The 23,940-nt window shown below is 72.5% G+C and carries 20 protein-coding genes; 12 read left to right on the plus strand and 8 right to left on the minus strand.

What is annotated here, in order from left to right; translation table 11 throughout:
* Nucleotides 1–69 precede the first annotated feature (69 nt).
* Together ACQPY4_RS19230 and ACQPY4_RS19235 are read left to right on the plus strand one after the other, a co-directional pair.
* Nucleotides 70–1,101, plus strand: a complete 1,032-nt coding sequence (locus ACQPY4_RS19230; RefSeq protein ID WP_433338239.1) for a sensor histidine kinase — start codon at nt 70–72, stop codon at nt 1,099–1,101.
* The gene (locus tag ACQPY4_RS19235; protein WP_433338241.1) at nt 1,098–1,739 is read left to right on the plus strand and encodes a response regulator; all 642 of its coding nucleotides are present in this window, start codon (nt 1,098–1,100) and stop codon (nt 1,737–1,739) included. Before ACQPY4_RS19230 ends, ACQPY4_RS19235 begins: the two co-directional genes overlap by 4 nt.
* A 344-nt stretch (nt 1,740–2,083) precedes the next feature.
* On the opposite strand, the gene ACQPY4_RS19240 is transcribed toward ACQPY4_RS19235, so the two are convergent.
* Genes ACQPY4_RS19240 through tkt form a run of 3 tightly spaced genes read right to left on the minus strand, consistent with a single transcriptional unit; the run spans nt 2,084 to nt 6,961 of the window.
* Nucleotides 2,084–3,724, minus strand: coding sequence for a glucose-6-phosphate isomerase (locus ACQPY4_RS19240; RefSeq protein WP_433338243.1), 1,641 nt, complete (start codon nt 3,722–3,724; stop codon nt 2,084–2,086).
* Nucleotides 3,721–4,836, minus strand: a complete 1,116-nt coding sequence (gene tal, locus ACQPY4_RS19245; RefSeq protein ID WP_433338245.1) for a transaldolase — start codon at nt 4,834–4,836, stop codon at nt 3,721–3,723. The genes ACQPY4_RS19240 and tal overlap by 4 nt, the downstream gene beginning before the upstream one ends.
* 34 nt (nt 4,837–4,870) lie before the next feature.
* Nucleotides 4,871–6,961, minus strand: coding sequence for a transketolase (gene tkt, locus ACQPY4_RS19250; protein WP_433338247.1), 2,091 nt, complete (start codon nt 6,959–6,961; stop codon nt 4,871–4,873).
* A 480-nt stretch (nt 6,962–7,441) separates the two neighbouring features.
* Between tkt and ACQPY4_RS19255 the strand changes: the two genes are divergently transcribed.
* From ACQPY4_RS19255 to ACQPY4_RS19265, 3 genes are all read left to right on the plus strand, one after another.
* The gene (locus tag ACQPY4_RS19255) at nt 7,442–8,413 is read left to right on the plus strand and encodes a heme o synthase (protein ID WP_433338249.1); all 972 of its coding nucleotides are present in this window, start codon (nt 7,442–7,444) and stop codon (nt 8,411–8,413) included.
* A gap of 83 nt (nt 8,414–8,496) precedes the next feature.
* Nucleotides 8,497–9,696 (plus strand): PrsW family intramembrane metalloprotease, encoded by a 1,200-nt coding sequence (locus ACQPY4_RS19260; RefSeq protein ID WP_433338251.1) that lies wholly within the window; start codon nt 8,497–8,499, stop codon nt 9,694–9,696.
* A 60-nt stretch (nt 9,697–9,756) separates the two neighbouring features.
* The gene (locus tag ACQPY4_RS19265; protein ID WP_433338253.1) at nt 9,757–10,740 is read left to right on the plus strand and encodes a COX15/CtaA family protein; all 984 of its coding nucleotides are present in this window, start codon (nt 9,757–9,759) and stop codon (nt 10,738–10,740) included.
* A 256-nt stretch (nt 10,741–10,996) separates the two neighbouring features.
* On the opposite strand, the gene polX is transcribed toward ACQPY4_RS19265, so the two are convergent.
* From polX to ACQPY4_RS19290, 5 genes are read right to left on the minus strand one after another with little or no spacing between them, the layout of a single operon-like run.
* Entirely contained in the window at nt 10,997–12,718 is a 1,722-nt protein-coding gene (polX, locus tag ACQPY4_RS19270) for a DNA polymerase/3'-5' exonuclease PolX (protein ID WP_433338255.1), read from the minus strand.
* A gap of 31 nt (nt 12,719–12,749) precedes the next feature.
* Nucleotides 12,750–13,592 carry a proteasome subunit beta gene (prcB, locus tag ACQPY4_RS19275; RefSeq protein WP_433338257.1) on the minus strand — a complete coding sequence of 281 codons (843 nt, stop codon included), beginning with the start codon at nt 13,590–13,592 and terminating at the stop codon, nt 12,750–12,752.
* A 58-nt stretch (nt 13,593–13,650) separates the two neighbouring features.
* Nucleotides 13,651–14,586 carry an EamA family transporter gene (locus ACQPY4_RS19280; RefSeq protein WP_433338259.1) on the minus strand — a complete coding sequence of 312 codons (936 nt, stop codon included), beginning with the start codon at nt 14,584–14,586 and terminating at the stop codon, nt 13,651–13,653.
* A 3-nt stretch (nt 14,587–14,589) separates the two neighbouring features.
* On the minus strand, nt 14,590–15,306 hold the full coding sequence (locus tag ACQPY4_RS19285; RefSeq protein WP_433338956.1) for an ABC transporter permease: 717 nt from the start codon (nt 15,304–15,306) through the stop codon (nt 14,590–14,592).
* A gap of 47 nt (nt 15,307–15,353) precedes the next feature.
* The gene (locus ACQPY4_RS19290) at nt 15,354–16,280 is read right to left on the minus strand and encodes an ABC transporter ATP-binding protein (RefSeq protein ID WP_433338261.1); all 927 of its coding nucleotides are present in this window, start codon (nt 16,278–16,280) and stop codon (nt 15,354–15,356) included.
* Nucleotides 16,281–16,466: 186 nt separating this feature from the next.
* On the opposite strand from ACQPY4_RS19290, the gene ACQPY4_RS19295 reads away from it, so the two are divergent.
* The 7 genes from ACQPY4_RS19295 to ACQPY4_RS19325 all read left to right on the plus strand — a co-directional run bounded on the left by ACQPY4_RS19295 (nt 16,467) and on the right by ACQPY4_RS19325 (nt 23,892).
* On the plus strand, nt 16,467–16,727 hold the full coding sequence (locus ACQPY4_RS19295; protein ID WP_433338263.1) for a DUF3040 domain-containing protein: 261 nt from the start codon (nt 16,467–16,469) through the stop codon (nt 16,725–16,727).
* 166 nt (nt 16,728–16,893) lie between these two features.
* Entirely contained in the window at nt 16,894–18,273 is a 1,380-nt protein-coding gene (locus tag ACQPY4_RS19300) for an amino acid permease (protein ID WP_433338265.1), read from the plus strand.
* On the plus strand, nt 18,270–19,511 hold the full coding sequence (locus ACQPY4_RS19305; protein ID WP_433338267.1) for an arginine deiminase: 1,242 nt from the start codon (nt 18,270–18,272) through the stop codon (nt 19,509–19,511). The genes ACQPY4_RS19300 and ACQPY4_RS19305 overlap by 4 nt, the downstream gene beginning before the upstream one ends.
* A 1-nt stretch (nt 19,512) precedes the next feature.
* Nucleotides 19,513–20,514, plus strand: a complete 1,002-nt coding sequence (argF, locus tag ACQPY4_RS19310) for an ornithine carbamoyltransferase (RefSeq protein WP_433338269.1) — start codon at nt 19,513–19,515, stop codon at nt 20,512–20,514.
* A gap of 61 nt (nt 20,515–20,575) precedes the next feature.
* Nucleotides 20,576–21,475 (plus strand): carbamate kinase, encoded by a 900-nt coding sequence (locus ACQPY4_RS19315; RefSeq protein WP_433338271.1) that lies wholly within the window; start codon nt 20,576–20,578, stop codon nt 21,473–21,475.
* A 54-nt stretch (nt 21,476–21,529) separates the two neighbouring features.
* Nucleotides 21,530–22,993 (plus strand): amino acid permease, encoded by a 1,464-nt coding sequence (locus tag ACQPY4_RS19320; protein WP_433338273.1) that lies wholly within the window; start codon nt 21,530–21,532, stop codon nt 22,991–22,993.
* Nucleotides 22,990–23,892: a universal stress protein gene (locus ACQPY4_RS19325; protein WP_433338275.1), complete on the plus strand. Its 903-nt coding sequence runs from the start codon at nt 22,990–22,992 to the stop codon at nt 23,890–23,892. The genes ACQPY4_RS19320 and ACQPY4_RS19325 overlap by 4 nt, the downstream gene beginning before the upstream one ends.
* The last annotated feature ends 48 nt before the right edge of the window (nt 23,893–23,940 follow it).

A 23,940-nucleotide genomic window follows, 5' to 3' on the forward strand; every position in this document is an offset into this window, starting at 1 on the left:
GCGAGGAGCAGATCCGGGGTCCGCCTTTCGGCGGAGGCCCGGCACGGAACGCTGTCCTACGCTCGATCCATGCTCTGGGAAACGGTTGCGATGCTGGTGGCGGTGGCCGCGGCCACCGGCTGCGCGGTCCTGTGGCCGCGCCCCGCCGACCGGCTGCCCGCCGTGGCGGGCGGGGTCGCCGCGGTCTCGCTGGTCTCGACCGTCCTGCACGGGGCGCCCGGCGGGGCCGCCGCCGGGATCATGGGCACCGTCGAGACCGCCGCCCAGGTCGTCCTGGTGGTGCTGGTCGTCCGGTACGCGTCCCGGGGACACGCCGCCGCGGCGGCCACCGCGATGGCGCTGGCCGGGGCCGCCGGGCTGCTGCGGCTGTTCGAGCCGCCCTCGGCCACGGCCGCGGTCCTGATGTGCGCGGTCTGGGCACTGCCCGCCGCCTGCGGCGCCGCCCTCGGCGGCTACCTGCGCTCGCTGGACGCCGCCCGAGTGCGCCAGGTGGCCTCCGCGCGCCGGGCCCAGCGCATGGAGCTGGCCTGCGACCTGCACGACTTCGTCGCCCACGACCTCAGCGGGATGGTCGTCCAGGCCCAGGCGGCACGCGTCGTCCTGGACGCCGACCCGGGCCGCGCGGCCGCCGCCCTCGCCCGCATCGAGGAGATCGGGCAGCACGCCCTGGCCACCACCGACCGCACCGTCCAGATGCTCCGCGCGGGCCCGCCCGCGCGTCCCCACGGCCTGGCCGACCTCCCCGACCTGACCGCCCGCTACAACGGCCCCGTCGACCTGCGCCTGGACCCCGCGCTCCCCGGAACCGCCTCTCCCCGCGCCGAGGCCACCGCCTACCGCGTCGTGACCGAGGCGCTGACCAACGTCCGCCGCCACGCGCCCGCCGCGAGCACCGTCCGCGTCACCGTCGACCGGACCGCGACCGGCGCGCTGCGCGTCACCGTCACCAACGACCTGGCGGGCACCGGAAGCGACCGCCCCGGCGGCCTTGGCCTGCTCGGCCTGGCCGAACGCGTCGAGGCCCTCGGCGGCACCTTCACCGCCGGACCCGCGCACGGCCAGTGGCACGTCGAAGCGCTGCTCCCCGGGGAACCAGCATGAGCGCGCGCATCCTCATCGCCGACGACGACCGCGACATCCGCTCGGGCTTCCGCCTCATCCTGGACGCCCAGCCCGACTTCCACGTCGTCGGCGAGGCCGCCGACGGCGTCGCCGCGGTCGAGCTGGCCCGCCACCTCAAACCCGACGTGGTCCTGGCCGACGTGCGCATGCCCCGCATGGACGGCCTGGAGGTCACCCGCCTGCTCGCGGGCCCCGGCGCCGCCGAACCCACCCGCGTCATCGTCGTCACCACCTACGACCTCGACGACTACGTCCACGCGGCCCTGCGCGGCGGCGCCTGCGGCTTCCTGCTCAAACGCTCGGGCCCCGCCCTGCTCATCGAGGCCGTCCGCGCCGCCCTGGCCGGAGACGCCCTGATCAGCCCCCAGGTGACGCTCCGCCTGCTGACCCACCTCACGACCCCGGCACCGGCGGGCCCGCCCACCGCCGACCTCAGCGCCCGCGAACTCGACATCGTCCGCCTGGTCGCCCGCGCCCGCACCAACGCCGAGATCGCCGCCGACCTGGTCATCGCCCCCAGCACCGTCAAGACCCACCTGGCCAACATCCAGCGCAAACTCGGCGCCCGCAACCGCGTGGCCATAGCCACCTGGGCCTGGGACCACACCCTCACCTAACCCCGCCCCCAGCCTCTCGCCCAGCGGCCACCTCGTGCCGCCCCCACGCGCGCCGCGCTCATCGCATGTCCACACCGTGCAATGCCCGCCGTGCGGCCCTTCGCGTCGCCCGCGCTCACCGCGCGCGTGCGCGCCGGGTCGCGCTCGTCGCGGGTCCGTGTCGTGCCCCACTTTGTGTTGGCTCGGCGCTGGATGTCGCGCTGGAGCTGGTTTTGGCGGGTGGTGCGAGCTTGGCGTGGAGGCGACGCGCAGGGGAGTGGGGTGATGCCGCGGGCGGGTGCCCGCTTAACCGTGTTGCGTCGCCGCCCGGCTCCGCCGGGCGGCGACGCAACACGGTGTGTTGTTCAGGCGCCCAGGGCTTTGGTGAGTTGGGCCAGGCCCTCGGTGCGGTCTTTGAGGTGGATGCGGACGGCCGGACGGTCGCGGCCGCGCAGGGTGCGCAGGTCGCCGAAGGCCTGGGCCAGCTGGAGCTGGCGCAGGGTGTAGGGGCGGCCGGGCACGGGGATGTCGGTGGTGGATTCGCCCGTGATCTGGAGGAAGACGCCGCCGGGCGGGCCGCCCTTGTGGAACTGGCCCGTCGCGTGCAGCAGGCGCGGGCCCCAGCCGAACGTCACCGGGACCGGGTGCTTGCGGACGCGGGCGCCGCGCTCGGCCAGCATCGGGCGCAGGGCGGCCGCGTCGGTGTCGCCGAAGCGGTCGAGATACGCCATGACGGCCAGGTAGCCGCGGTCGGGGACCGCCGCCAGCAGCGCCTCCAGGGCGCCGGTCAGGTCGCGGACGCCCTTGAGCAGGTCACCGGGAGCGTGGATCTCCACGGCACCGGCGTCGAGCGTGGGGGCGGTCCGGATGACGGTCGGCGCGCCGCCCTCCTCGACGCGCAGGAGCGCGGCGGTGTTGTCCTTGGACTCCTGGACGTCGGGCTCGTCGAACGGGTTGACCCCGATCACCCGGCCCACCACGGCGGTGGCGTACTCCCACAGCAGGAACTGCGCGCCGATCGGGCCCGCCACGCTCAGCCCGGCCTCGCGGGCCGGGCCCGGCTCGTCCGGGCGGCTGCCCAGGATCACCCGGCGCATGTCGGCGGTCAGCTCGAAGCCCGGATCGTTCGCGTCGTCGACCGGCACCGGCAGGACGCCCTTGCCGTCCTTGCCGGTCGACTCGGCCAGCAGGTGCTCGGCCCAGGCGGCGAATCCCGCCAGGCCCGAGCCCTGGTCGGCGATGACGAGCTTGTCGCGGCCCGCCAGCACCGAGGCGCCGATGGCGGCGCCCAGCGCCAGCGCCGGGTTGTCGTAGGGCTGCCGCAGGGACGGTGCCAGCGCGTCGGCCTCGTCCAGCAGGCGCGCGACGTCCACGCCCGCGAGCGCGCTCGGGACCAGCCCGGACGCCCCCAGCGCGCCGTAGCGGCCGCCGACGTCGGGCTCGGTCGTGACCGTCGGGTACCCGGTGGACGCCAGCGGCGAGCCCGGGTCGGTGACGACGACGAAGCGCCCGGCCGGATCGAGCCCGGCCTCGGCGAAGGCGTGCTCGAAGACGCGCAGGTGCGCGTCGGTCTCGACCGTCCCGCCGCTCCTGCTGGAGATCACCACCAGCGTCCGGTCGAGCCGGTCGGCCAGGACGGCGGCCGTCTGCTGCGGGTCGGTGGTGTCGAGCACGGTCAGCTCGGCGCCGGCCGTGCCCGCGATGGCCTCGGCGGCCAGCGACGAGCCGCCCATGCCCGCCAGCACGATCCGGTCGAGGCCGTCACCGCGCGCCCGGGCGGCCAGCTCCTCCAGCCGGGGCAGCAGCGAACGCGAGCGCTCCGGCAGGTCGAGCCAGCCCAGGCGCGCGCCCGGGGCCGCGTCCGGGCCCCACAGGCTCGTTGTGCCCGAGGTCAGGCGCCCCGGGACGCCGTCCGACACCAGACGGTCCAGGACCGTCTCGCTCTCGTCGACGACGACGCCCCGGATGGTGACCGAGACGCCGCCTGCGGTCACCACGGACGTCACGACGCGGGGCCCTTGTCCTGGAGTTCGCGCTCGATGGTGCCCAGCAGCTCGTTCCAGGAGACCTCGAACTTGTCGACGCCCTCGTCCTCCAGGACCTTGACCACGTCGTCGTAGTCGACCCCGGCGGCCTTGAGCGCCTCCATGTGGGCGCGGGCGTCGTCGTAGTTGCCGCGCACGGTGTCGCCGCGGACCTCGCCGTGCTCGGCCTCGGCCTCCAGCGTGGCCTCCGGCATGGTGTTGACCGTGCCGGGAGCGACCAGCTCGTCGACGTACAGGGTGGCGGGGAGCTCGGGGTCCTTCACGCCGGTGGAGGCCCACAGCGGACGCTGGGGACGCGCCCCCGCCGCCTTCAGCGCCGCCCACCGGTCGGAGGCGAACTTCTCCTCGTACAGCGCGTAGGCCAGACGGGCGTTGGCGACGCCGGCCTTGGACCGCAGCGCCTTGGCCTCGTCCGAGCCGATCTTCTCCAGCCGCTTGTCGATCTCGGTGTCGACCCGGCTGACGAAGAACGACGCCACCGAGGCGATCTTGGAGAGGTCGTGGCCGTTCTCGCGGGCCTTCTCCAGCCCCGCGAAGAACGCGTCGATGACCGCGCCGTACCGCTCCAGCGAGAAGATCAGCGTGACGTTGACGCTGATGCCCTCGGCCAGGGTCCGGGTGATCGCGGGCAGCCCCTCCTCGGTGGCGGGGATCTTGATGAACAGGTTGGGACGGTCGACCATCCACCACAGCGCCTTGGCCTCGGCGGCGGTCTTGGCGGCGTCGCGGGCGACCCGGGGGTCGACCTCGATCGACACGCGGCCGTCCAGGCCCTCGGTCCGGTCGAACACCGGGCGCAGCACGTCGCAGCCCCACCGGATGTCGAAGGTCGTGATCGCGCGGGACGCCTCCTCGACCGAGACGCCGCGCACGGCCAGGTCGGTGACCTGCTCGTCGTAGGCCGAGCCCTTGCTCAGCGCCTTGGCGAAGATCGTCGGGTTGGAGGTCACCCCCACCACGTGCTTGTCCCGGACCAGCTGCTCCAGGTTGCCCGTCTTCAGCCGCTCGCGGCTGATGTCGTCGAGCCAGATCGACACGCCCTCGTCCGAGAGCTTCTTCAGGTTCTCGCTCATCGTTTCCTCCTGATGTCCGCGGTGGCGGCGAGGGTCAGTTGCCGGTGGTGGAGCCGCGCCCGGCCTCGCCCACGCCCGCCTTGATCAGGCTGGCGTGCGCGGCCGCGACGACCCGCTCGGCGGTGATGCCGAACTGCTGGAAGAGGGTCTTGTAGTCGGCCGAGGCGCCGAAGTGCTCCAGGCTGACCGACTCGCCGGCGTCGCCGACGTAGATGCGCCAGCCGAGGGCGACGCCGGCCTCCACCGACACGCGGGCGCGGACGGCCGGCGGCAGGACCTTCTGCCGGTAGGCGTCGTCCTGGGCCTCGAACCACTCGACGCACGGCATCGAGACCACCCGGGTGGGCGTTCCCTCGCCCTCCAGCGTCTCGCGGGCCTCCAGCGCCAGCTCGACCTCGCTGCCCGTGGCGATCAGGATCACCTGCGGACGGCCGTCGGAGGCGTCGGCCAGGACGTAGCCGCCCCTGGCCACGCCCTCGGCCGGGGCCAGCGCGCCGCCGCGCTCGAGGGTCGGCAGCTTCTGCCGGGTCAGCGCGATACCGGCGGGACGGTCGTTGTGCTCCAGGATCGTCCGCCAGGCCACCGCGGTCTCGTTGGCGTCGGCCGGGCGGACCACGTCCAGGCCGGGGATGGCCCGCAGCGCCCACAGGTGCTCGACCGGCTGGTGGGTCGGGCCGTCCTCGCCCAGGCCGATCGAGTCGTGCGTCCACACGAACGTCACCGGCAGCTTCATCAGCGCCGCCAGGCGCACGGCCGGGCGCATGTAGTCACTGAAGATCAGGAACGTGCCGCCGTAGGGGCGGGTGCCGCCGTGCAGCGCGATGCCGTTGCAGATCGCGCCCATCGCGTGCTCGCGGACGCCGAAGTGCAGCGTGCGGCCGTAGCGGTGGCCGGGGAACTCCTTGGTCTGGAACTCCTCGGGGATGAAGGACGGCTCGCCCTTCATCGTGGTGTTGTTGCTCTCGGCCAGGTCGGCCGAGCCGCCCCACAGCTCGGGAAGCGTCAGCGCCAGCGCGCCCAGGATCTGCCCGGACGCCGCTCGGGTCGCCAGGTCCTTGCCCGCCTCGAACTCCGGCAGCGCGTCGGCCCAGCCCGCCGGCAGCGTCCGGGAGGAGATCCGGTCGTACTCGGCGGCGCGGTCGGGGGAGGCCGAGCGCCAGGCGTCGTACTCCCGGTCCCATTCGGCGCGCAGCGCGCGGCCCCGGTCGACCACCTGACGGGCGTGCGCCAGGACGTCCTCGGGGACGTCGAAGCTCTTGCCGGGGTCGAGGCCGAGGATCCGCTTGGTCGCGGCCACCTCGTCGGCGCCCAGCGCCGAGCCGTGGATCTTGCCGGTGTTCTTCTTGTTCGGCGCGGGCCAGCCGATGATCGTGCGCAGCGCCACGAACGAGGGGCGCCCGGTCTCGGCCTTGGCCGCCGCGAACGCCTCGGCCAGCGCGCCGACGTTCTCCTCGTAGTCGCCGTTGACCGTCCAGTCGACGCTGTGGACGTCCCAGCCGTAGGCCTCGTACCGGGCCCGCACGTCCTCCGACAGCGCGATCGCGGTGTCGTCCTCGATCGAGATGTGGTTGTCGTCGTAGAGCAGCACCAGGTTGCCCAGCCGCTGGTGCGCCGCCAGGGCGCCGGCCTCGTGGCTGATGCCCTCCTCGATGTCACCGTCGGACGCGAACGCCCAGATGGTGTGGTCGAAGGGCGACTCGCCGGGGGCGGCGTCCGGGTCGAACAGGCCGCGCTCGCGGCGGGCGGCCATCGCCATGCCCACCGCGTTGGCGATGCCCTGCCCCAGCGGTCCCGTGGTGGTCTCGACGCCCGCGGTGTGCCCGTGCTCGGGGTGGCCGGGGGTCAGGCTGTCCCACTTGCGCAGCGACTTCAGGTCGTCCAGCGTCAGCGGGTAACCCGACAGGTACAGCTGGATGTAGAGGGTCAGGCTGGAGTGCCCGCAGGAGAGCACGAACCGGTCGCGTCCCGCCCAGTCGGGGTCGGTCGGGTCGTGCCGGAGGAAGCGCTGGAAGAGCAGATAGGCGGCGGGCGCCAGGCTCATCGCCGTGCCCGGGTGGCCCGAACCGCATTCCTCCACCGCGTCCATGGCCAGGGCGCGGACGACGTCCACGGCTCGCCGGTCCATGTCGGACCATTCAAACGTGCTGATGTCCCCACTCACGGACGCCAGGCTCCTCTCGAAAGTCTCATGCCGTTGACTGTGTTCCGCGGTTCGCTCCCGCACGGAGCGGCCCGGCGAGAGCGCCCCCGCGCGGTCGGCCCGTGAAGATCACGCCTTCCTCTCCGAGCCTACCGAACCGGGAGGCCGTGCCCCTCGGACGTCACCCGATCGTCCGGGCGCGTCGAACCGGCCGTCACCATTGACGACACTTGCCCGAACCATTCCGCGACTAACCCCCCTGCGGGGTGAACCCCGGGGGGATCCGGCACACCCCCGAGAGGCCCGGACGGCGCGTCCGGTGCCCCGGTGCTCGACCTCCGGAGGGGGCGGACTACAGTGAATGCGCGGTTGACACCACCTGCCGCACTCGTTTCACCAACCCGAGCGCGGCCCCGCCGCGGCGGCACGCGACCCTCTCATCCCTAGTTGGACGTGGACCCGATTGTGACGGTGCTCAGTAACAAGCCCGGCGTCGAGCTGGACGACGCGCTGCCCGCGCCCCTGCCGGTCGCGGAGCCCCACGCCGGCCGCCGCCCCGTGGGCGCGCTCGTGCGGGCCTATGTGGCGCTGACCAAGCCGCGCGTCATCGAGCTGCTCTTGATCACGACGCTGCCGGTGATGTTCCTGGCCGCCGAGGGGCTCCCCCCGCTGGGCACGGCCCTGAAGACGCTGCTGTTCGGCACGCTGTCGGCCGGGGCGGCCAACGCGATCAACTGCTACATCGACCGCGACATCGACGCCAAGATGCGCCGCACCCGCCGGCGCCCGCTGGCACGGGCCCAGGTCACGCCCGCCGAGGCGCTGGTGTTCGGCATCGTGCTCGCCGTGGCCTCCACGATCGGGTTCGCGCTCACGGTCAACCTGCTGGCCGCGTCCATGTCGCTGCTGGCGATCCTGTTCTACATCTTCGTGTACTCGCTGCTGCTCAAGCGGCGGACCTCGCAGAACGTGGTGTGGGGCGGCATCGCCGGGTGCATGCCCGTCCTCATCGGCTGGGCCGCGGTCACCGGCGAGCTCGCCTGGACGCCGTTCGTGCTGTTCGGCGTGGTGTTCCTCTGGACGCCGCCGCACACCTGGACGCTGGCCATGCGCTACCGCGACGACTACGCGCTGGCCAAGGTCCCGATGCTGCCCGTCGTCGCCACCGAGCGGCGGGTCGTCATCGAGAGCCTCGCGTACACCTGGGCCACCGTTCTGTGCTCGCTGGCCCTGTGGCCGGTGGCCGGGATGGGCCCGGTCTACGGGGCGTTCGCGGTGGTGCTCGGCGCCGTCTTCGTCCTGGAGGGGCACCGCCTGCTGCGCGACGTCCGCGCCGGGGTGACCGGCGTCCACCTGCGGCCCATGCGGTTCTTCCACCTGTCCAACGTCTACCTGGCGCTTCTCTTCACCGCCGTGGCCGTCGACCCGCTGCTCTAGACCGCGCCTCGGCCACCGGACGAAACGCCGTCCCGCCGAGGCCGGTCGCGACGCGGCGGTCATGAGCCCGTTACGCTCGCGTCATGGCGCACGTCGATCCCAAGGCGGTACTCGAAGGCCGGATTCCCGGGCGGCCCCCGGTCGGCCTGATCGTCGGCCTCACCGTGTCGTCCCTGTGCGCCGTGGCGGCGCTGCTGTTCGACGTCGTGTTCGGCGGCGCCGGGTTCTGGGTCGGCGTGATCCTGGCCATCCTGCCGATCCCGCTGCTGATCGCCCTGATCCTCACGCTCGACCGGCTGGAGCCCGAGCCCGCCCGCACCCTGGTGTTCTCGTTCATGTGGGGCGCCGGGGTCGCCGTCCTCGGGGCGCTGATCCTCAACACCCTCGGGCTGCTCTACGTCACCGTCCCGATCTTCGGCGAGGCCAAGGGCCATTTCGTCAGCGCCACCTTCGGCGCGCCCCTGGTGGAGGAGACCCTCAAGGGCGCCGTCCTGTTCGGCCTGCTCTGGTTCCGCCGCAACGAGATCGACGGCTACGCCGACGGGCTCATCTACGCGGGCATGGTCGCCCTCGGCTTCGCGATGATGGAGAACGTCACCTACTACATGCGGGCCTACGACGAGGGCGGCGTCCAGCAGCTCCAGGCCGTGTTCATCCTGCGCGGCCTCGTGGCGCCGCTGAGCCACCCGATCTTCACGGCGATGACCGGCCTCGGCGTCGCCTACGCCGCCACCCACCGGCGCGGCTACATGGTGATGCCGCTGGTGGGGCTGGCCGCCTCGATGGTCCTGCACGGCCTCTGGAACGGCGCCACCACCCTCGGGCTGGGCGGGCTCGCCGTCGTCTACGTCCTGGACTTCTGCATCCTGGTCGGCCTGGTGGTGATCGTCGCCGTCGAGCGCCGCACCACCGTCCGGCGCATCGAGACCTACCTGCCGATGTACGCCCCGACCGGCCTGGTCACCCCGCAGGACATCCAGATGCTGCGCACCCTGCCCGCCCGCCGCGTGGCCCGCCGCTGGGCCAAGGCCGTGGGCGGCCCACCCGCCGGACGCGCCATGACCGACTACCAGCTCGCCGCCACCGAGCTCGCCCTGCTGCACAAGCGCGCCGACCGGGGCGTCGCCGACCCCCGCTGGTTCGAGACCCGCCGCGACGCCCTGCTGAACCTCATGGGCCTGGCCCGCCAAGCCTTCCTGAGAGCCCCCCAACGCCCCGCAGGCCCCACCGCCCACCCGCCCTGGGCCCCCCAAGGCCCCTCCGGCTTCCTCCCCAACCCCTGACCAGGACGCTGCACGGGGGTTCTGTCAGGGTCACGGAGGGCCGGCCCTACGATTAATGCCGTGACTGAGCGATCCTCCAATCCCCTGAAGCGGCCGGTCGACGCCTTCTGGCGTCCCACGACCGCGTCGATGCGGTTCCTGGCCCTGCTGGGCGTGCTGGGGAACGCGGGGATCATCGGCACCGGCGGCGCCGTCCGGGTCACCAAGTCGGGGCTGGGCTGCCCCGAATGGCCCAAGTGCACCGGCGACAGCCTGGTGCCCACCTCCAGCGCCGAGCACCCGATGCTGAACATGGCCATCGAGTTCGGCAACCGGATGCTGACCTTCGCCGTCCTGGCGATCGGCCTGATGGTCTTCGTGGCCGCGCTGCGGCTGCGCCCCCGCCGCCGTGACCTGCTGGTCCTGGCCACGGCCCAGCCGCTGAGCGTGGTCGCGCAGGCCGTCATCGGGGGCATCGTCGTCCTCACCGACCTGCACCCCACCTCGGTGTCGCTGCACTTCCTTGTTTCGCCCGCCCTGCTGATCTTCTGCGTGGCCCTGTGGGTGCGCGCGGGCGAGGGCGACGAACCGCCCCGCCGCCTGGTCGGCCCCCGCCTGCGAGCCCTGGCCGTCGCCCTGTGCGTCGCGACGGGCGCCGTCATGATCGCGGGCACGGTCGTCACGGGCTCGGGCCCGCACGCCGGTGACGCCGAGGCCCGCCGCTACGGCTTCAACATCGAGGACGTCGCCCGCGTCCACAGCGTCTTCGCCTGGGTGACCGTCGCGCTGACCGTGGTCCTCCTGGTCGCCCTGCGCCGCTCGGCCGCCCCCGCCGCCCTCCGCCGTCGCGCGATGGAGCTGTTCGCCATCGAGCTGGCCCAGGGCCTGGTCGGCTACGTCCAGTACCTGACCGACGTCCCCGCGCCGCTGGTCGTGCTCCACATGCTCGGCGCCGCCCTGATGTGGATCGCCGCTCTCCGCGTCGTCCTCGCCACCCGAGACCGAGGCCCCCTGGCCTCCACCCCCGCCCCGGCCCCCGCCACGAAGGCCACCCAACCCGCCTAGCCCCGGTTCGGACGTCGCTCCGCGTTCGGTTCTCGCCGTTCGAGGCCGGGGCCTGTAGCCTCCGCTTTCGTCCGTGAGGGGCCCCTCTGGCCTCCGGCCGTGCCCTGGTCCCCGCGGTCAAGGCCGCCCAATGCGCCTAGGCCCCGGCTCGCGCGGCTCTCGTGCGCGGTTCTCGCCGTTCGAGGCCGGGGGCCGGGCGTGGTTCTGCCGTCCGGGGCCGAGACTGCGGCCTTCGCCTTCGGCGGGGCGTGGGTTATCAGGGGCGTTTGGTGAGGAAGTCGCGGAGGCGGTCCAGTGGCCAGGTGTTGATGACGTCGTCGGGGGTCAGCCAGCCGCGCTGGGCGGTGCCGACGCCGTAGCGGATGTTGCGGTGGTGGCCGACGGCGTGGGCGTCGGTGTCGATGGAGAACTTGACCCCGAGGCGCTGGGCGCGGCGGATGAGGTCGGCCGGAAGGTCGAGGCGGTCGGGGAAGGCGTCGATCTCCATCGCGGTGCCCGTGCGGGCGGCGGCGCGGAAGACCTCGTCCCAGTCGGCGTCGACCGGGCGGCGGCGGCCGATGAGGCGGGCCGTGGGGTGGCCGATGATGTGGACGTGGGGGTTCTCGCACGCCCGGACGAAGCGGCGGGTCATCTCCGCCTGGTCCTGGGTGAAATGGGAGTGGACCGAGGCCACGCACACGTCGAACCCGGCGAGGAAGTCGGCGTCCCAGTCGACGTTGCCCTCGGGGTCGATGTTCAGCTCGCTGCCGTGGAGCAGGACGAGGTCGGGGTACTCCTTCTGCAGGACGCGGACCTGCTCGCGCTGGGCGAGCATCTTCTCGTCGGTCATGCGCTGCATGAACAGGTCGGGCGCGTGGTCGGTGATGGCGTAGTACTCCAGGCCGCGCCCGGCGGCGGCCGCGACCATGTCCTCCAGGGACGCCACGCCGTCGGTGAGGTCGGTGTGGCTGTGCAGGTCGCCGCGCAGGTCGTCGACGGTGACCAGGCGGGGGAGCGCGTCCTGGAGCGCGGCCTCGATCTCGCCGGTGTCCTCGCGCAGGACGGGCGGCACCCACGGCAGGTTCAGGCGCTCGTAGACCTCCTCTTCGGTGCGGGAGACGATCAGCTCGTCGGTGTCGGCGTCGAACAGGCCGTACTCGGAGAGCTTGAGGCCCGCGCGGACGGCGATCTCGCGGGTGCGGATGTTGTGCGCCTTGGAGCCGGTGAAGTACTGCAGCGCCGCCCCCCAGGACTCGGGCGGGACGACGCGCAGGTCGACCTGGAGGCCCATGGTGGTGCGGATCGAGGTCTTCTTGTCGCCGCCGCCGATGACCTCGGCGACCAGGGGGAGCGCGGCGAACGCCTCCATGAGGGGACGCGGGTCGGCGGAGGCGGCCAGGATGTCGATGTCGCCGATGGTTTCGCGCATGCGGCGCAGCGAGCCCGCGTGGACGCAGCGCTCGCAACCGGTGACGGTGGAGAGTTCGGCGACGATCTCCTCGGCGACGACGAGGGCCTGGTCGATCAGGACGCGGTCGCCGCTCTGCTGCATCAGGTCGATGCCGTGCAGGATGTTCTCTTCGGTCTTGGCGCCGAAGCCCTTGAGGCCGCGCAGCCGCCCTTCCTTGATCGCCTCGGCCAGCTCGGCGACCGAGGAGATGCCGAGCTCCTGGTAGACCGTCAGGGCCTTCTTGGGGCCCAGCGTCGGGATCGCGGTCAGGGCGCGGACACCGGCCGGGATCTGCGCGCGCAGATCCTCGACCTGGCGGATCGTGCCGGTCTCGTTGTAGTCGAGGAGCTTCTTGGCGATCGCCTCGCCCACCGTGGGGATCTTCTTGAGCCCGGCGAGGCCCATGCCCGAGATGTCGTCGGGAAAGCCCGAGATGGCCCGCGCGGCCTTCTCGTACGCCCTGATCTTGTAGGCGTCGCCTCCGGTGATCGACAGAAGGTCAGCCAGTTCCTGGATGAGGGCCGCAGCCTCGTCGTTCGCCCGTGCCATACCGCCGAGTCTAGGAGCCGGGTCCGACGTTCTACCGCAGTGGTGCCCGGGGGCCGTCGGGCTGGTCGTGGCGGGCGCGGACCGTCTCGTCGACGATCGCGGCGATCTGGTCTTCGGGCAGGCGGCGGAAGCCTTCGGCGGTGACGACCGTGACCGCCGGGTAGATGCGGCGGGCCTGGTCGGGGCCGCCGGTGGCGGAGTCGTCGTCGGCGGCGTCGTAGAGGGCCTGGACGCAGACGCGGGCGGCGTCCTCGACCGACAGGTCGCGCCGGTAGAGCTTCTTCAGCGACCCCTGCGCGTACGGGGAGCCCGAGCCCTCGGCGTGGTAGTCGCGGGCCTCCTGCGGCGAGCCGGTGATGTCGTAGGTGTAGATCCGGCCGCCGTCGGACTCGGGGTCGTACCCGGCGAACAGCGGGACGACCGCCAGCCCCTGCATGGCCTGGGCCAGGTTGGCCTGGATCACCGCGCCGAGGCGGCGGGCCTTGCCGGGCAGGGAGAGCGGGACGGTCTCCATCTTCTCGTAGTGCTCGAGCTCGACCTGGAAGAGGCGGACCATCTCCAGCGCGAGGCCGACCGTCCCGGCGAAGGCGACGACGGAGTACTCGTCGGCCCGCTGGACCTTCTCCAGCTCGCGGTAGGCGATCTGGTGGCCCCGGGTGGCGCGGCGGTCGCCCGCCATCACGACGCCGCCGGGGATCGTCAGCGCCAGGACGGTGGTGCCGTGCGGAAGGTCGAGCGGGACGCCCGAGGCCCGCGGCTCCCGGTTGACCGGGAGCATGTCGGGTGCGTGCAGGCGCAGGAAGTCGACGAATGACGCCGATCCGGCCTCGAAGTACTCGGGCGGCAGTCCTTGCTCGTCGGCCCAGCCAGGCACGGCGGCTCCTCTCAGACGCGTCCTTTGATCCTTCCACGGCGCCGGGGGCGCTCGCCACTCACGCGCCGGGTGGCGGCGGTTGCCTCCGGTCGCCGAGCGTGGCCCCGGCGCACGCGATGATCACGCAGCCGATCGCGGCCCACTGCCGGACGGACAGCACCTCGCCCAGCAGCGCCACGCCCACCAGCGCCGCCACGGCGGGTTCCAGGCTCATGAGGATGCCGAAGACGCGGGCCGACATCCGCCGCAGCGCCTCGACCTCCAGGGAGTAGGGGATCACCGAGGAGAGCAGGCCGACGCCGAGCCCGATGAGCAGGAGTTCGGGGTCGATCAGCTGGGTGCCGCCGGAGGAGATGCCGATGGGCAGGATCAGGATGGAGCCGACGACGCTGGCCAGCGCGAGCCCGCTGGTCCCGGAGAAGCGCTTGGCGGTGGCGGCGCCGATCAGGATGTAGGCCGCCCAGCAGACCCCGGCGAGCAGCGCGAAGGCCACGCCGACCATGTCGAGGTCGTCGCCGCCGCCCGCCAGCAGCACCATGCCCGTCCCGGCCAGCAGCGCCCAGGCCACGTCCCGGAACCGGCGGGACGCCGCCAGCGCCACCGCCAGGGGCCCCAGGAACTCGATCGTCACCGCGACGCCGAGGGGGATGCGCGCGAACGACTGGTAGATCGAGAAGTTCATCACCGCGAGCGTCAGGCCGAACGCGCCCGCGGTGGCCAGGCTCCGGCGCGAGTGGTCGCGCAGCACGTTGCGCAGCGCCTTGCGGGCCACGAAGCCGAGCACGATGGCGGAGGTGACCAGCCGCAGGGTGACGGCGGAGGTCGGGGACAGCCGGTCGAACAGGTGCTTGGCCATTCCCGCGCCGACCTGGACGGAGATGATGCCGAGCAGGATCAGCGCGGGCGGCGGGACCGACCCGAGCGACAGCGTCCGGAGGCGCTGGGAGAAGCCCCTCGGCAGGCCGAACGATCCGGGGGCCTCAGCGAGGGCCATGCGTTACTCCCATTTGAAGAACCGGGCGGCCAGAACCAGGCCCGCGACGGCCCAGGCGGCCAGGACGAGCAGCGGCTTGCCGGGGAAGGCCGCGCCGTGCTGGAGCACCTCGCGCAGGCCGTCGGAGAGCGCCGCGATGGGCAGCAGCTCCAGCGCCGCGCGGACGCCCGAGGGGAACTCGTCGAGCGGGAAGACCACGCCGCCGACGGCCAGGAGCAGCACGTAGACCAGGTTGGCGGCGGCCAGCGTCGCCTCGGCGCGCAGCGTCCCGGCCATGAGCAGGCCGAAGCCGCTGAACGCGGCGGTGCCCAGCAGCACCAGCGCCACGACGGAGACGGGGTCGCCGTGGGGGCTCCAGCCCAGCGCCAGCGCCACGGCCCCGATCAGCGCGGCCTGGAGGACCTCGACGACGACCACGGTGAGGGTCTTGGCGGCGATCAGCCCGGACCGTGGCAACGGGGTGGCGCCCAGCCGCTTGAGCACGCCGTAGCGGCGCTCGAAGCCGGTGCCGATGGCCTGGCCGGTGAACGCGGTGGACATCACGGCCAGGGCCAGCACGCCCGGCGCCAGGAAGTCGACCCGCTCGCCCGGGCCGAGGTCGAGCAGCGAGGTCGTGGAGAACAGCGCCAGCAGCACGACCGGGATGATCATGGTGAGCAGGAGCTGCTCGCCGTTGCGCAGCAGCGTCCGCACCTCGTAGCCGGTCTGGGCGAGGATCATGCGGGGGAGCGGGACGGCTCCCGGCGCGGGGGAGAGGTCGAGGGTGGTCACGCGCGCAGCTCCCGCCCGGTCAGCTCCAGGAAGACGTCTTCGAGGGTGCGGCGCTCGATCCGCAGGTCTTCGGCCAGGACGCCGTGCGAGGCGCACCAGGCGGTCACGGTCGCCAGCAGTTCGGGACGGACGTCGCCCTCCACCAGGTAGTGCCCGGCGGGCGACTCCTTGGCGGCGCTCCCGATCGGCAGCGCCGACAGCAGCTCCTCCAGGCAGAGACCCGGGCGGGCGCGGAAACGCAGCTGCCGTTCGGCCCCGGTGAGCGTCTCGGGGCTGCCCTCGGCCACCAGTCGGCCGTGGTCGACGATGACGACGTGGTCGGCCAGGCGCTCGGCCTCGTCCATGTGGTGGGTGGTCAGCACCACCGAGACCCCGGCCGCGCGCAGCTCCTCGATCAGCTCCCAGGTCGCGTGCCGGGCCTGCGGGTCGAGGCCGGTGGTGGGCTCGTCGAGGAAGACCAGGTCGGGACGGCCCACGATGGCCACCGCCAGCGAGAGGCGCTGCTGCTGCCCGCCCGACAGGCGCCGGAACGGGGTGGCGGCCTGCCCGGCGATGCCGAGACGTTCCAGCAGGGCGGCGGTGTCGAGCGGCGTGGTGTGGAAGGAGGCGATCAGCCGGAGGAACTCGCCGGCCTTGGCCGTCCCCGGGACGCCGCCGGACTGCGGCATCACGCCCACGCGCGCCTTGAGCGCCCGCGCGTCGCGGGACGGGTCGAGGCCGAGCACCCGGACGGTGCCCGAGTCGGCCCGCCGGAACCCCTCGCAGATCTCGATCGTGGTGGTCTTGCCCGCCCCGTTGGGGCCGAGCAGGGCGGTGACGGCGCCCCGGGCCGCGCGCAGGCTGAGCCCGTCCACGGCGGCGGCGTCGCCGTAGCGCTTGACCAGGTCGGCCAGCGCGACCGCGTCGTCTCCGGGGGGTGCCATGGAGACGATTTTAGGTCGGCCGCCGGACGGCCCGGCGGCCGGAGCCCCCTCAGGCGGTCAAAGCCGGGCCGGTGAGACCGGCGTCACGGCAAAGTTCCGGTCAAGCACTTGGACGCCGCACCCCAAATCGGTTAAACCCTCTGTTAAGTGCAGTAACGGCGCATGACGGGCATGTTGGGGGACGGAATGACGCTTTCAGGCGGCGAGCGCCGGGCGCTGGAGGAGATCGCGCGGCGCACGGCGGCCGACGACCCCGACTACGTCCGGCGCCTGTCGGGCCGCGACGGCGCCGCGCTCGGCCCGCCCGCCCACCGCGCCCTGCTGCCGGTCGTCCTGGTCTTCGCGCTGATGGTGCTCGGCCTGCTCGCCGTGACCCTGGCCGTGGCCTGGACCGCCGAGAACGCCCGCTCGGACGAGAGGTCGGGCCGGATCCAGTCCCAGCGCTGACCCCGCGCCGCATTCACCGGAAAGGGCGGCCGCCTTTCGCGTTGCCCCGGTAAAGAACGCGGCAAGCGTTTCCCCGCATGGGAGGCGAACGTCGGGGCGCGTTTTCGCCGGACGGGGCCGGGGGTAATTCCCAGCGTGCTTCTACTTTCGGCGCGGGGGGACGCGAATGGGAGAGCCGGTTGCTCCGGCCCGGCGCGCGGCCGCCGTCCGCCATGTCTCCGGCGGAGCGACGGGCACCCGGGGCGGCGGGCGGCTCGGTCTTCCGTCCGCCACCGCGCTGGTGGTCGGCAACATCGTGGGGACCGGCGTGTTCCTGCTGCCCGCGTCCCTCGCCTCGATCGGCACGCTCAGCCTCGTGGTGATGGCCGCGGTGACCCTCGCGGCGATCGCGCTGGCGGCCGTCTTCGGGCGGCTGGGCGCGCGCGTCCCCGCCAGCGGCGGCCCCTACGCCTACGCCCGCGACGCGTTCGGCGAGTTCACCGGGTTCGTGACCGCGTGGTCGTTCTGGCTCACCGCGTGGGCGGGCAACGCGGGCATCGCGGTCGCCTGGGTGGGCTACGTCAACTACTTCCTGCACTGGGACAGCACGGCCGGCAAGATCGCCATCGGCCTCGCCGGGCTCTGGATCCCCGCCCTGACCAACCTCGCCGGTGTGCGGAGCGCGGGGATGTTCCAGCTGGTCACGACCGTGCTGAAGGTCGTGCCGCTGCTGTTCGTCGGCCTGGTCGGCGTCTTCTTCGTCTCCTCGGCCAACTTCGGCCCGTTCAACGCGAGCGGCGACTCCACCTGGAGCGCGGTCTGGCTGGCCGCCGGGCTGATCCTGTTCATCTACTCCGGGGTCGAGAGCGTCAGCGTGGTCGCCGAGCGGATCAGGGAGCCGGTCCGCAATATCGGGCGGGCCAGCGTCTACGGCGTCCTGGTGTGCGGGTTGCTGTACATGCTGGCGACCGCGGCGGTGTTCGGGACCGTTCCGCACCACCAGCTGGCCACCTCCACCGCGCCGTTCGCCGACGCCGTCGACCACATGGTCGGCGGCAGCGGGTGGGGCGGCGTCATGGCGGCCTGCGCGATCGTCTCGGGGATCGGCGCGCTGAACGGCTGGACGATGCTGGTCGCCGAGATGCCGATGGCCGCGGCGCGCGACGGCCTGTTCCCCTCGGGGTTCGCGACGCTGTCGCACCGGGGCGTCCCCGTCGCCGGAATCGTGACCGGGGCGGGCCTGTCGTCGCTCATGCTGCTGTCCGCCCACGCGTCGGAGAACGCGTTCAACACCATTCTGCTGTTCGCGTCGTTCACCACGGCGATCCCGTATTTCTTTTCCGCGGCGGCGCAGCTCTACTGGCTCGTCACCGGGGGAAGAAGCGTCCACAAGGGCCGGATGACCAAAGACCTGGCAATGGCGAGCGCGGCGCTTCTGTTCGCGTTCGCCATCGTTTACGGATCGGGCGACCGGGCCGTGATGCTCGGCGTCCTGACGCTGCTGGCCGGGGTGCCGGTCTACATCTGGACCAGGGCGCGGCGCGGCGAGTTCGGAGGAAGCACATGACATTCCACGTCGAGTCCGAGGTCGGGCGGCTGCGCCAGGTGCTGCTGCACCGCCCCGACCTCTCGCTGAAGCGCCTCACGCCCTCCAACGCCGCCGACCTGCTGTTCGACGACGTCCTGTGGGTGCAGCGGGCCGGGGAGGAGCACGAGGAGTTCCAGAGCCTGCTGCGCTCGCGCGGCGTCCGGGTGCACCTGCTGATGGATCTGCTGCGCGAGACGATCGAGATCCCCGAGGCCAAGAAGCACATCCTGGACCGGGTGATCGACCCGCACTGGTTCGGTCCGCTGGCCACCGACGCCGTCCGCAACGGGTTCGACGCGATGGACCTGCCGCGCCTGGGGGAGGTCCTGGTCGGCGGCATGACCAAGCGCGAGTTCCTGGAGGGCGTCCCCGAACCCAAGTCGATCGCGTTCCACTCCCTGGCCATGGACGACTTCGTCCTGCCGCCGCTGCCCAACCACCTGTTCACCCGCGACACCTCCTGCTGGGTCTACGACGGCGTGTCGATCAACGCGATGCGCAAGAAGGCCCGCAGGCGCGAGACGGTGAACCTGGAGGCGATCTACCAGTGGCACCCGATGTTCACCGACGGCTACGACCGTCCCGACGCGGGCGGGTTCAACGTCTGGAACTCGGGCACCGCGATGGCGCCCGCCACCATCGAGGGCGGGGACGTCCTGGTGATCGGCAACGGCGCCGTCCTGGTCGGCATGAGCGAGCGGACGCAGCCGCAGGCCGTCGAGATGCTCGCGCAGGCGCTGTTCGCCCAGGGCTCGGCGAGCCGGATCGTGGCGCTGCGGATGCCCCAGAAGCGCGCCTTCATGCATCTGGACACGGTGATGACGCAGGTCGACCACGGCGTCTTCACCAAGTACGCGGGCATGGGGATGCTGGCGTCCTACACCGTCGAGCCCGGTGACAACGACAAGGAGCTCAAGGTCACCGACCACGCGCCGGAGGAGATGCACGCGGCGATCGCCGCCGCCCTCGGGCTGGACGAGATCGTCGTGCTCACCGCGACGCAGGACGTCTTCGCCGCCGAGCGCGAGCAGTGGGACGACGGCTCCAACGTCCTGGCCGTCGAGCCGGGCGTGGTCGTGGCCTACGAGCGCAACACCACCACCAACAACCACCTGAGCCGCAACGGCGTCGAGGTGCTGACCATCCGGGGCAGCGAGCTCGGACGAGGAAGGGGCGGCCCCCGCTGCATGAGCTGCCCTCTGGAAAGGGAGGCGTGAGGTGGCCTACAACCTGCGCGGACGCAGCTTCCTGAAGGAACTGGACTTCACGCCCCGGGAGTTCGCCTTCCTGGTCGACCTGGCGGCCGACCTCAAGGCCGCCAAGTACTCCGGCACCGAACGGCCCCGGCTGACCGGGAAGAACATCGCGCTCATCTTCGAGAAGACCTCCACCCGCACCCGGTGCGCGTTCGAGGTCGCCGCCCACGACCAGGGCGCCCACGTCACCTACCTCGACCCGAGCGGGTCGCAGATCGGCCACAAGGAGTCGATGCGGGACACCGCCCGTGTGCTGGGACGCATGTTCGACGGCATCCAGTACCGGGGATCGAAACAAAGGCACGTGGAGGAACTGGCCGAGTACTCCCGCGTCCCGGTGTGGAACGGCCTGACCGACGACTGGCACCCGACCCAGATGCTCGCGGACGCGCTCACCATGCGCGAGCACACCGACAAGCCGCTCAACCAGGTCACCTACGCCTACCTCGGCGACGCCCGCAGCAACATGGGCAACTCCTACGCGGTGATGGGCGCCCTGTTCGGCATGGACGTGCGGCTCGTCGCCCCCAAGGCCCTCTGGCCCGACCCCGACCTGGTCGTCAAGCCGGCCCGGGAGGCCGCCGCCGCGACGGGCGCCGAGATCACCCTCACCGAGGACGTCGCCGAGGGCGTCAAGGGCGCCGACTTCGTCCTCACCGACGTGTGGCTGTCGATGGGCGAGCCCAAGGAGCGCTGGGACGAACGCATCAGGCTCCTGCGCCCCTACCAGGTGAACGCCGCCGTCATGAAGGCGACCGGGAACCCCGCTGCCCGGTTCATGCACTGCCTGCCCGCCTTCCACGACCGGGAGACCACGATCGGGGAGGAGATCTTCCAGAAGACCGGGCTGGACGCCCTGGAGGTGACCGACGAGGTCTTCGAGTCCGCCGCCTCGATCGTGTTCGACCAGGCCGAGAACCGGATGCCCACCATCAAGTCCGTCATGGTCGCCACGCTCGGCTGAGCGGCCCAGGCAGGAGGGGGCGCCCGTGCGCGTCGTCGTCGCACTCGGGGGGAACGCGCTGATGAGGCGCGGAGAACGGCCCGACGACCACCGGCAGCGGGCCGGGGTCACCACCGCCGTCCGGTCGCTGGCCCCGCTGGCCGAGCGGCACGAGCTGATCATCACCCACGGCAACGGGCCGCAGGTCGGGATGCTGGCGCTGCAGAGCGTCCGGGACCCGAACCTGGAGCGTCCCTACCCCCTGGACACGCTCGGCGCCGAGACCCAGGGCATGATCGGGTACTGGATGCTCCAGGCCCTGCAGAACGCGCTGCCGGGCCGGCAGGTGGTGGCCCTGGTCACGCAGACGCTGGTGTCGGCGGTCGATCCCGCCTTCGACGACCCCGGCAAGTTCGTCGGCCAGGTCTACGAGCGCGAGGAGGCCGAGCGACTGGCGCGCGAGCACGGCTGGACGGTCAAACAGGACGGCGAGTTCTGGCGCCGGGTGGTGCCCTCGCCGCTGCCCCAGCGGGTCATCGAGACCCGGCTGATCAGGCAGCAGGTCCGCAACGGGACGGTCGTGGTCTGCGCCGGAGGAGGGGGAGTCCCGGTGATCCGCAACGACGTCGGGCAGCTGGAGGGCGTCGAGGCCGTCATCGACAAGGACCTCACCGCCGCGCTGCTGGCCGAGGTGCTGGAGGCCGACGCGTTCCTCATCCTGACCGACGTGCCCAACGTGATGCTGGGATACGGCACGCCCGAGCAGGAGCCCATCGCCCACACCACCCCGCACGAGCTGCGCCAGGAGAGCTTCCCGGCCGGGTCCATGGGGCCCAAGGTGGACGCGGTCTGCGGCTTCGTCGAGCGCACCGGCGACATGGCCGCGATCGGGCGCCTGGACGCGTGCGAGCGCATCCTCGACGGCACCGCCGGGACGATCGTCACGCCCAACGCCACCTGGCCGCTGGCCAGCACCCTGTGACCGGACACGAGACGGCGGCGCGGCCGTGACCGCGCCGCCCGGGACGGAGGCGAATTGACGAGCGCGGCACCCGGGTCGGTCCTGCACAGCCTGACCCGGACCAAGCCGGTCGACGACATCGTCGCCGAAGGAGGCAAGGGCGAGGGCGGCGAGCTCAAGCGCACCATGAGCCTGCTCCAGCTCACCCTGTTCAGCGTCGGTGCCACCCTGGGCACCGGGATCTTCGTTGTGCTGGGCGAGGCGGTGCCCAAGGCGGGCCCGGCCGTGGTGGTGGCCTTCCTGCTGGCGGCCGTCACCGCCCTGTTCTCCGCCCTGTCCTACGCCGAGCTCGCCGGGACGATCCCGGTGTCGGGCTCGTCATACTCCTACGCCTACGCCACGCTCGGGGAGCTGGTGGCCTGGGTCTGCGGCTGGTGCCTGCTGCTGGAGTACGCGGTCTCGGTCTCGGCCGTGGCGGTCGGCTGGGGCTCCTACCTCAACGAGTTCTTCGACAAGTCGTTCGGCTTCACCATGCCGGCGGAGATCAGCAACTCGCCCGGCGACAACGGCGGCGTGATCAACCTGCCCGCCGTCGCGGTCGTGCTCATCGCGATGCTCCTGCTGCTGCGCGGCACGTCCGAGAGCGCCACCGCCAACACCGTCATGGTGGTGCTGAAGGTCGGCGTGCTGGTCTTCTTCTGCGTCATGGCCGTCACGGCGTTCCGGTCGGGCAACCTCACGCCGTTCGCCCCGATGGGCTGGGCGGGCGTCAGCGCGGCGGGCTCGAAGGTCTTCTTCTCCTACATCGGGTTCGACGCCGCCTCCACCGCGGGAGAGGAGGCCAGGAACCCCCGGCGCGACCTGCCGCTGGCCATCGTGTTCTCGCTGGTCATCGTGACCACGGTCTACGTGGCGGTCGGGCTCACCGCCGTGGCCGCCATGAACTGGAAGGGCTTTGAGCTGAGCGGCTCGGAGGCGTCGCTGGCCCGGGTGCTGGACGAGGCGACCGGAGCCTCCTGGCCGTCCATCGTCCTGTCGCTCGGCGCGGTGGTCGCGATCGCCAGCGTCGTCCTGACCGTCATGTACGGGCAGACCCGCATCCTGTTCGCGATGTCGCGCGACGGGCTGATCCCGCCCGTCTTCCGGAAGGTCAGCCCGCGCACTTCGGTGCCGGTGGCCAACACGCTGATCGTGGCCGCGTTCATCGCCACCCTGGCCGCGCTGATCCCGCTCGGACGGCTCGTCGACGCCACCAGCATCGGGACGCTCTTCGCGTTCGCCCTGGTCAGCGTGGGCGTCATCGTGCTTCGCCGGACGCGTCCCGACATGCCCCGCAGCTTCAGGACGCCGTTCTACCCGGTGACGCCGCTGCTGGGCGTGGGGTTCTGCGTCTACCTGATGATCGGCCTGGGCGGGGCGACCTGGACGGTGTTCCTGCTGTGGACGCTGGTCGGCCTGGTCGCCTATTTCGGGTACGGACGGCGCCATTCCCGGCTCGGGCTCGCCGGGCGGGCGCGCGAGCGGAAGGAGCCGCGATGACCGAGCCGAGCGTCCTGGCGGGCTACTCGCCGGACGAGCGGGGCGACGACGCCCTGGCCCTGGCGGCCCTGGTCGCCCGCGCGGCCGGGGCCCCGCTCGCGGTCGCCAACGTGCACCCGCCCGCCTGGCCCGCGCGCGGCCCGGGTGCGGTGGACGCCGAATGGGTCGCCTACCTGAAGGAACAGGCGGGCGCCGCGCTCGACCGGGCCGCCGGGCGGCTCGCCGGTCTCAAGATCCCCAAGCGTGATCTGACGTTCACGGTGCACGCCCATCGGGGGAGCGGCCGGGGGCTGAGCGAGGTCGCCAAGGAGTCGGGCGCGCAGATGATCGTCATCGGCTCCGCGCCGCGCGGGCGCCGGGGCCGCGTCGCCATCGGCAGCACCGCCGACCAGCTCCTGCACGGCGCTCCGGTGCCCGTGCTGCTCGCGCCGCGCGGGTACGCCGAGGACGCGCCGTCCCGTCTGGAGCGCCTGTCGGTCGCCTACTGGCGGCGCCGGGACGCCGAGCCCGGCCTGGCCGCGGCGGTGTCGCTGGCCGCCGCGCTCGGGCTGCCGGTCCGGCTGGTCACGCTGGTTCTCCGCCCGCCCGGGCTGCCCGCGCGGTTCCGGGGCGCGGGCGAGATCGTCGAGCGGCAGCTGGCCCAGGCCGAGCGGGATCTCGCCCACGCGGCCGCGCGGGTCGGGCCGGAGGCGACGGTGACGACCGAGGCGGTGGCCGGTGCCGGAATCGCCAAGGCGCTCGGCGGCGTTGAGATGGGCAAGGGGGAATTGCTGGCCTGCATGTCCAGACACGACGGGCCGCTGCGTAAAGTCTTTCTCGGCGAGAGCTCGGGAAAGATCGTCCGCGCGGCGCCGTGCCCCGTCCTGGTGCTGCCTCGCGGAGGCAAAAGCCCAGGTTAGGTAAGGCTAACCTGCGTGAGCTACGACATTGGCGTTCCGTTGTTTGCC

Origin of the sequence: Spirillospora sp. CA-294931 (assembly GCF_050946795.1) — a bacterium.
Taxonomy (GTDB): Bacteria; Actinomycetota; Actinomycetes; order Streptosporangiales; family Streptosporangiaceae; genus Spirillospora.

Excerpts from the sequence above, each read along its gene's own strand:
- ACQPY4_RS19260 (WP_433338251.1), top strand. The coding sequence starts at position 8,497 with ATGGCGCACGTCGATCCCAAGGCGGTACTCGAAGGCCGGATTCCCGGG.
- ACQPY4_RS19285 (WP_433338956.1), bottom strand. The coding sequence starts at position 15,306 with ATGATCCTCGCCCAGACCGGCTACGAGGTGCGGACGCTGCTGCGCAAC.
- ACQPY4_RS19280 (WP_433338259.1), bottom strand. The coding sequence starts at position 14,586 with ATGGCCCTCGCTGAGGCCCCCGGATCGTTCGGCCTGCCGAGGGGCTTC.
- tkt (WP_433338247.1), bottom strand. The coding sequence starts at position 6,961 with ATGGACCGGCGAGCCGTGGACGTCGTCCGCGCCCTGGCCATGGACGCG.
- ACQPY4_RS19300 (WP_433338265.1), top strand. The coding sequence starts at position 16,894 with ATGGGAGAGCCGGTTGCTCCGGCCCGGCGCGCGGCCGCCGTCCGCCAT.
- ACQPY4_RS19315 (WP_433338271.1), top strand. The coding sequence starts at position 20,576 with ATGAGGCGCGGAGAACGGCCCGACGACCACCGGCAGCGGGCCGGGGTC.
- ACQPY4_RS19235 (WP_433338241.1), top strand. The coding sequence starts at position 1,098 with ATGAGCGCGCGCATCCTCATCGCCGACGACGACCGCGACATCCGCTCG.
- ACQPY4_RS19325 (WP_433338275.1), top strand. The coding sequence starts at position 22,990 with ATGACCGAGCCGAGCGTCCTGGCGGGCTACTCGCCGGACGAGCGGGGC.
- ACQPY4_RS19295 (WP_433338263.1), top strand. The coding sequence starts at position 16,467 with ATGACGCTTTCAGGCGGCGAGCGCCGGGCGCTGGAGGAGATCGCGCGG.
- ACQPY4_RS19290 (WP_433338261.1), bottom strand. The coding sequence starts at position 16,280 with ATGGCACCCCCCGGAGACGACGCGGTCGCGCTGGCCGACCTGGTCAAG.
- ACQPY4_RS19230 (WP_433338239.1), top strand. The coding sequence starts at position 70 with ATGCTCTGGGAAACGGTTGCGATGCTGGTGGCGGTGGCCGCGGCCACC.
- polX (WP_433338255.1), bottom strand. The coding sequence starts at position 12,718 with ATGGCACGGGCGAACGACGAGGCTGCGGCCCTCATCCAGGAACTGGCT.
- ACQPY4_RS19305 (WP_433338267.1), top strand. The coding sequence starts at position 18,270 with ATGACATTCCACGTCGAGTCCGAGGTCGGGCGGCTGCGCCAGGTGCTG.
- tal (WP_433338245.1), bottom strand. The coding sequence starts at position 4,836 with ATGAGCGAGAACCTGAAGAAGCTCTCGGACGAGGGCGTGTCGATCTGG.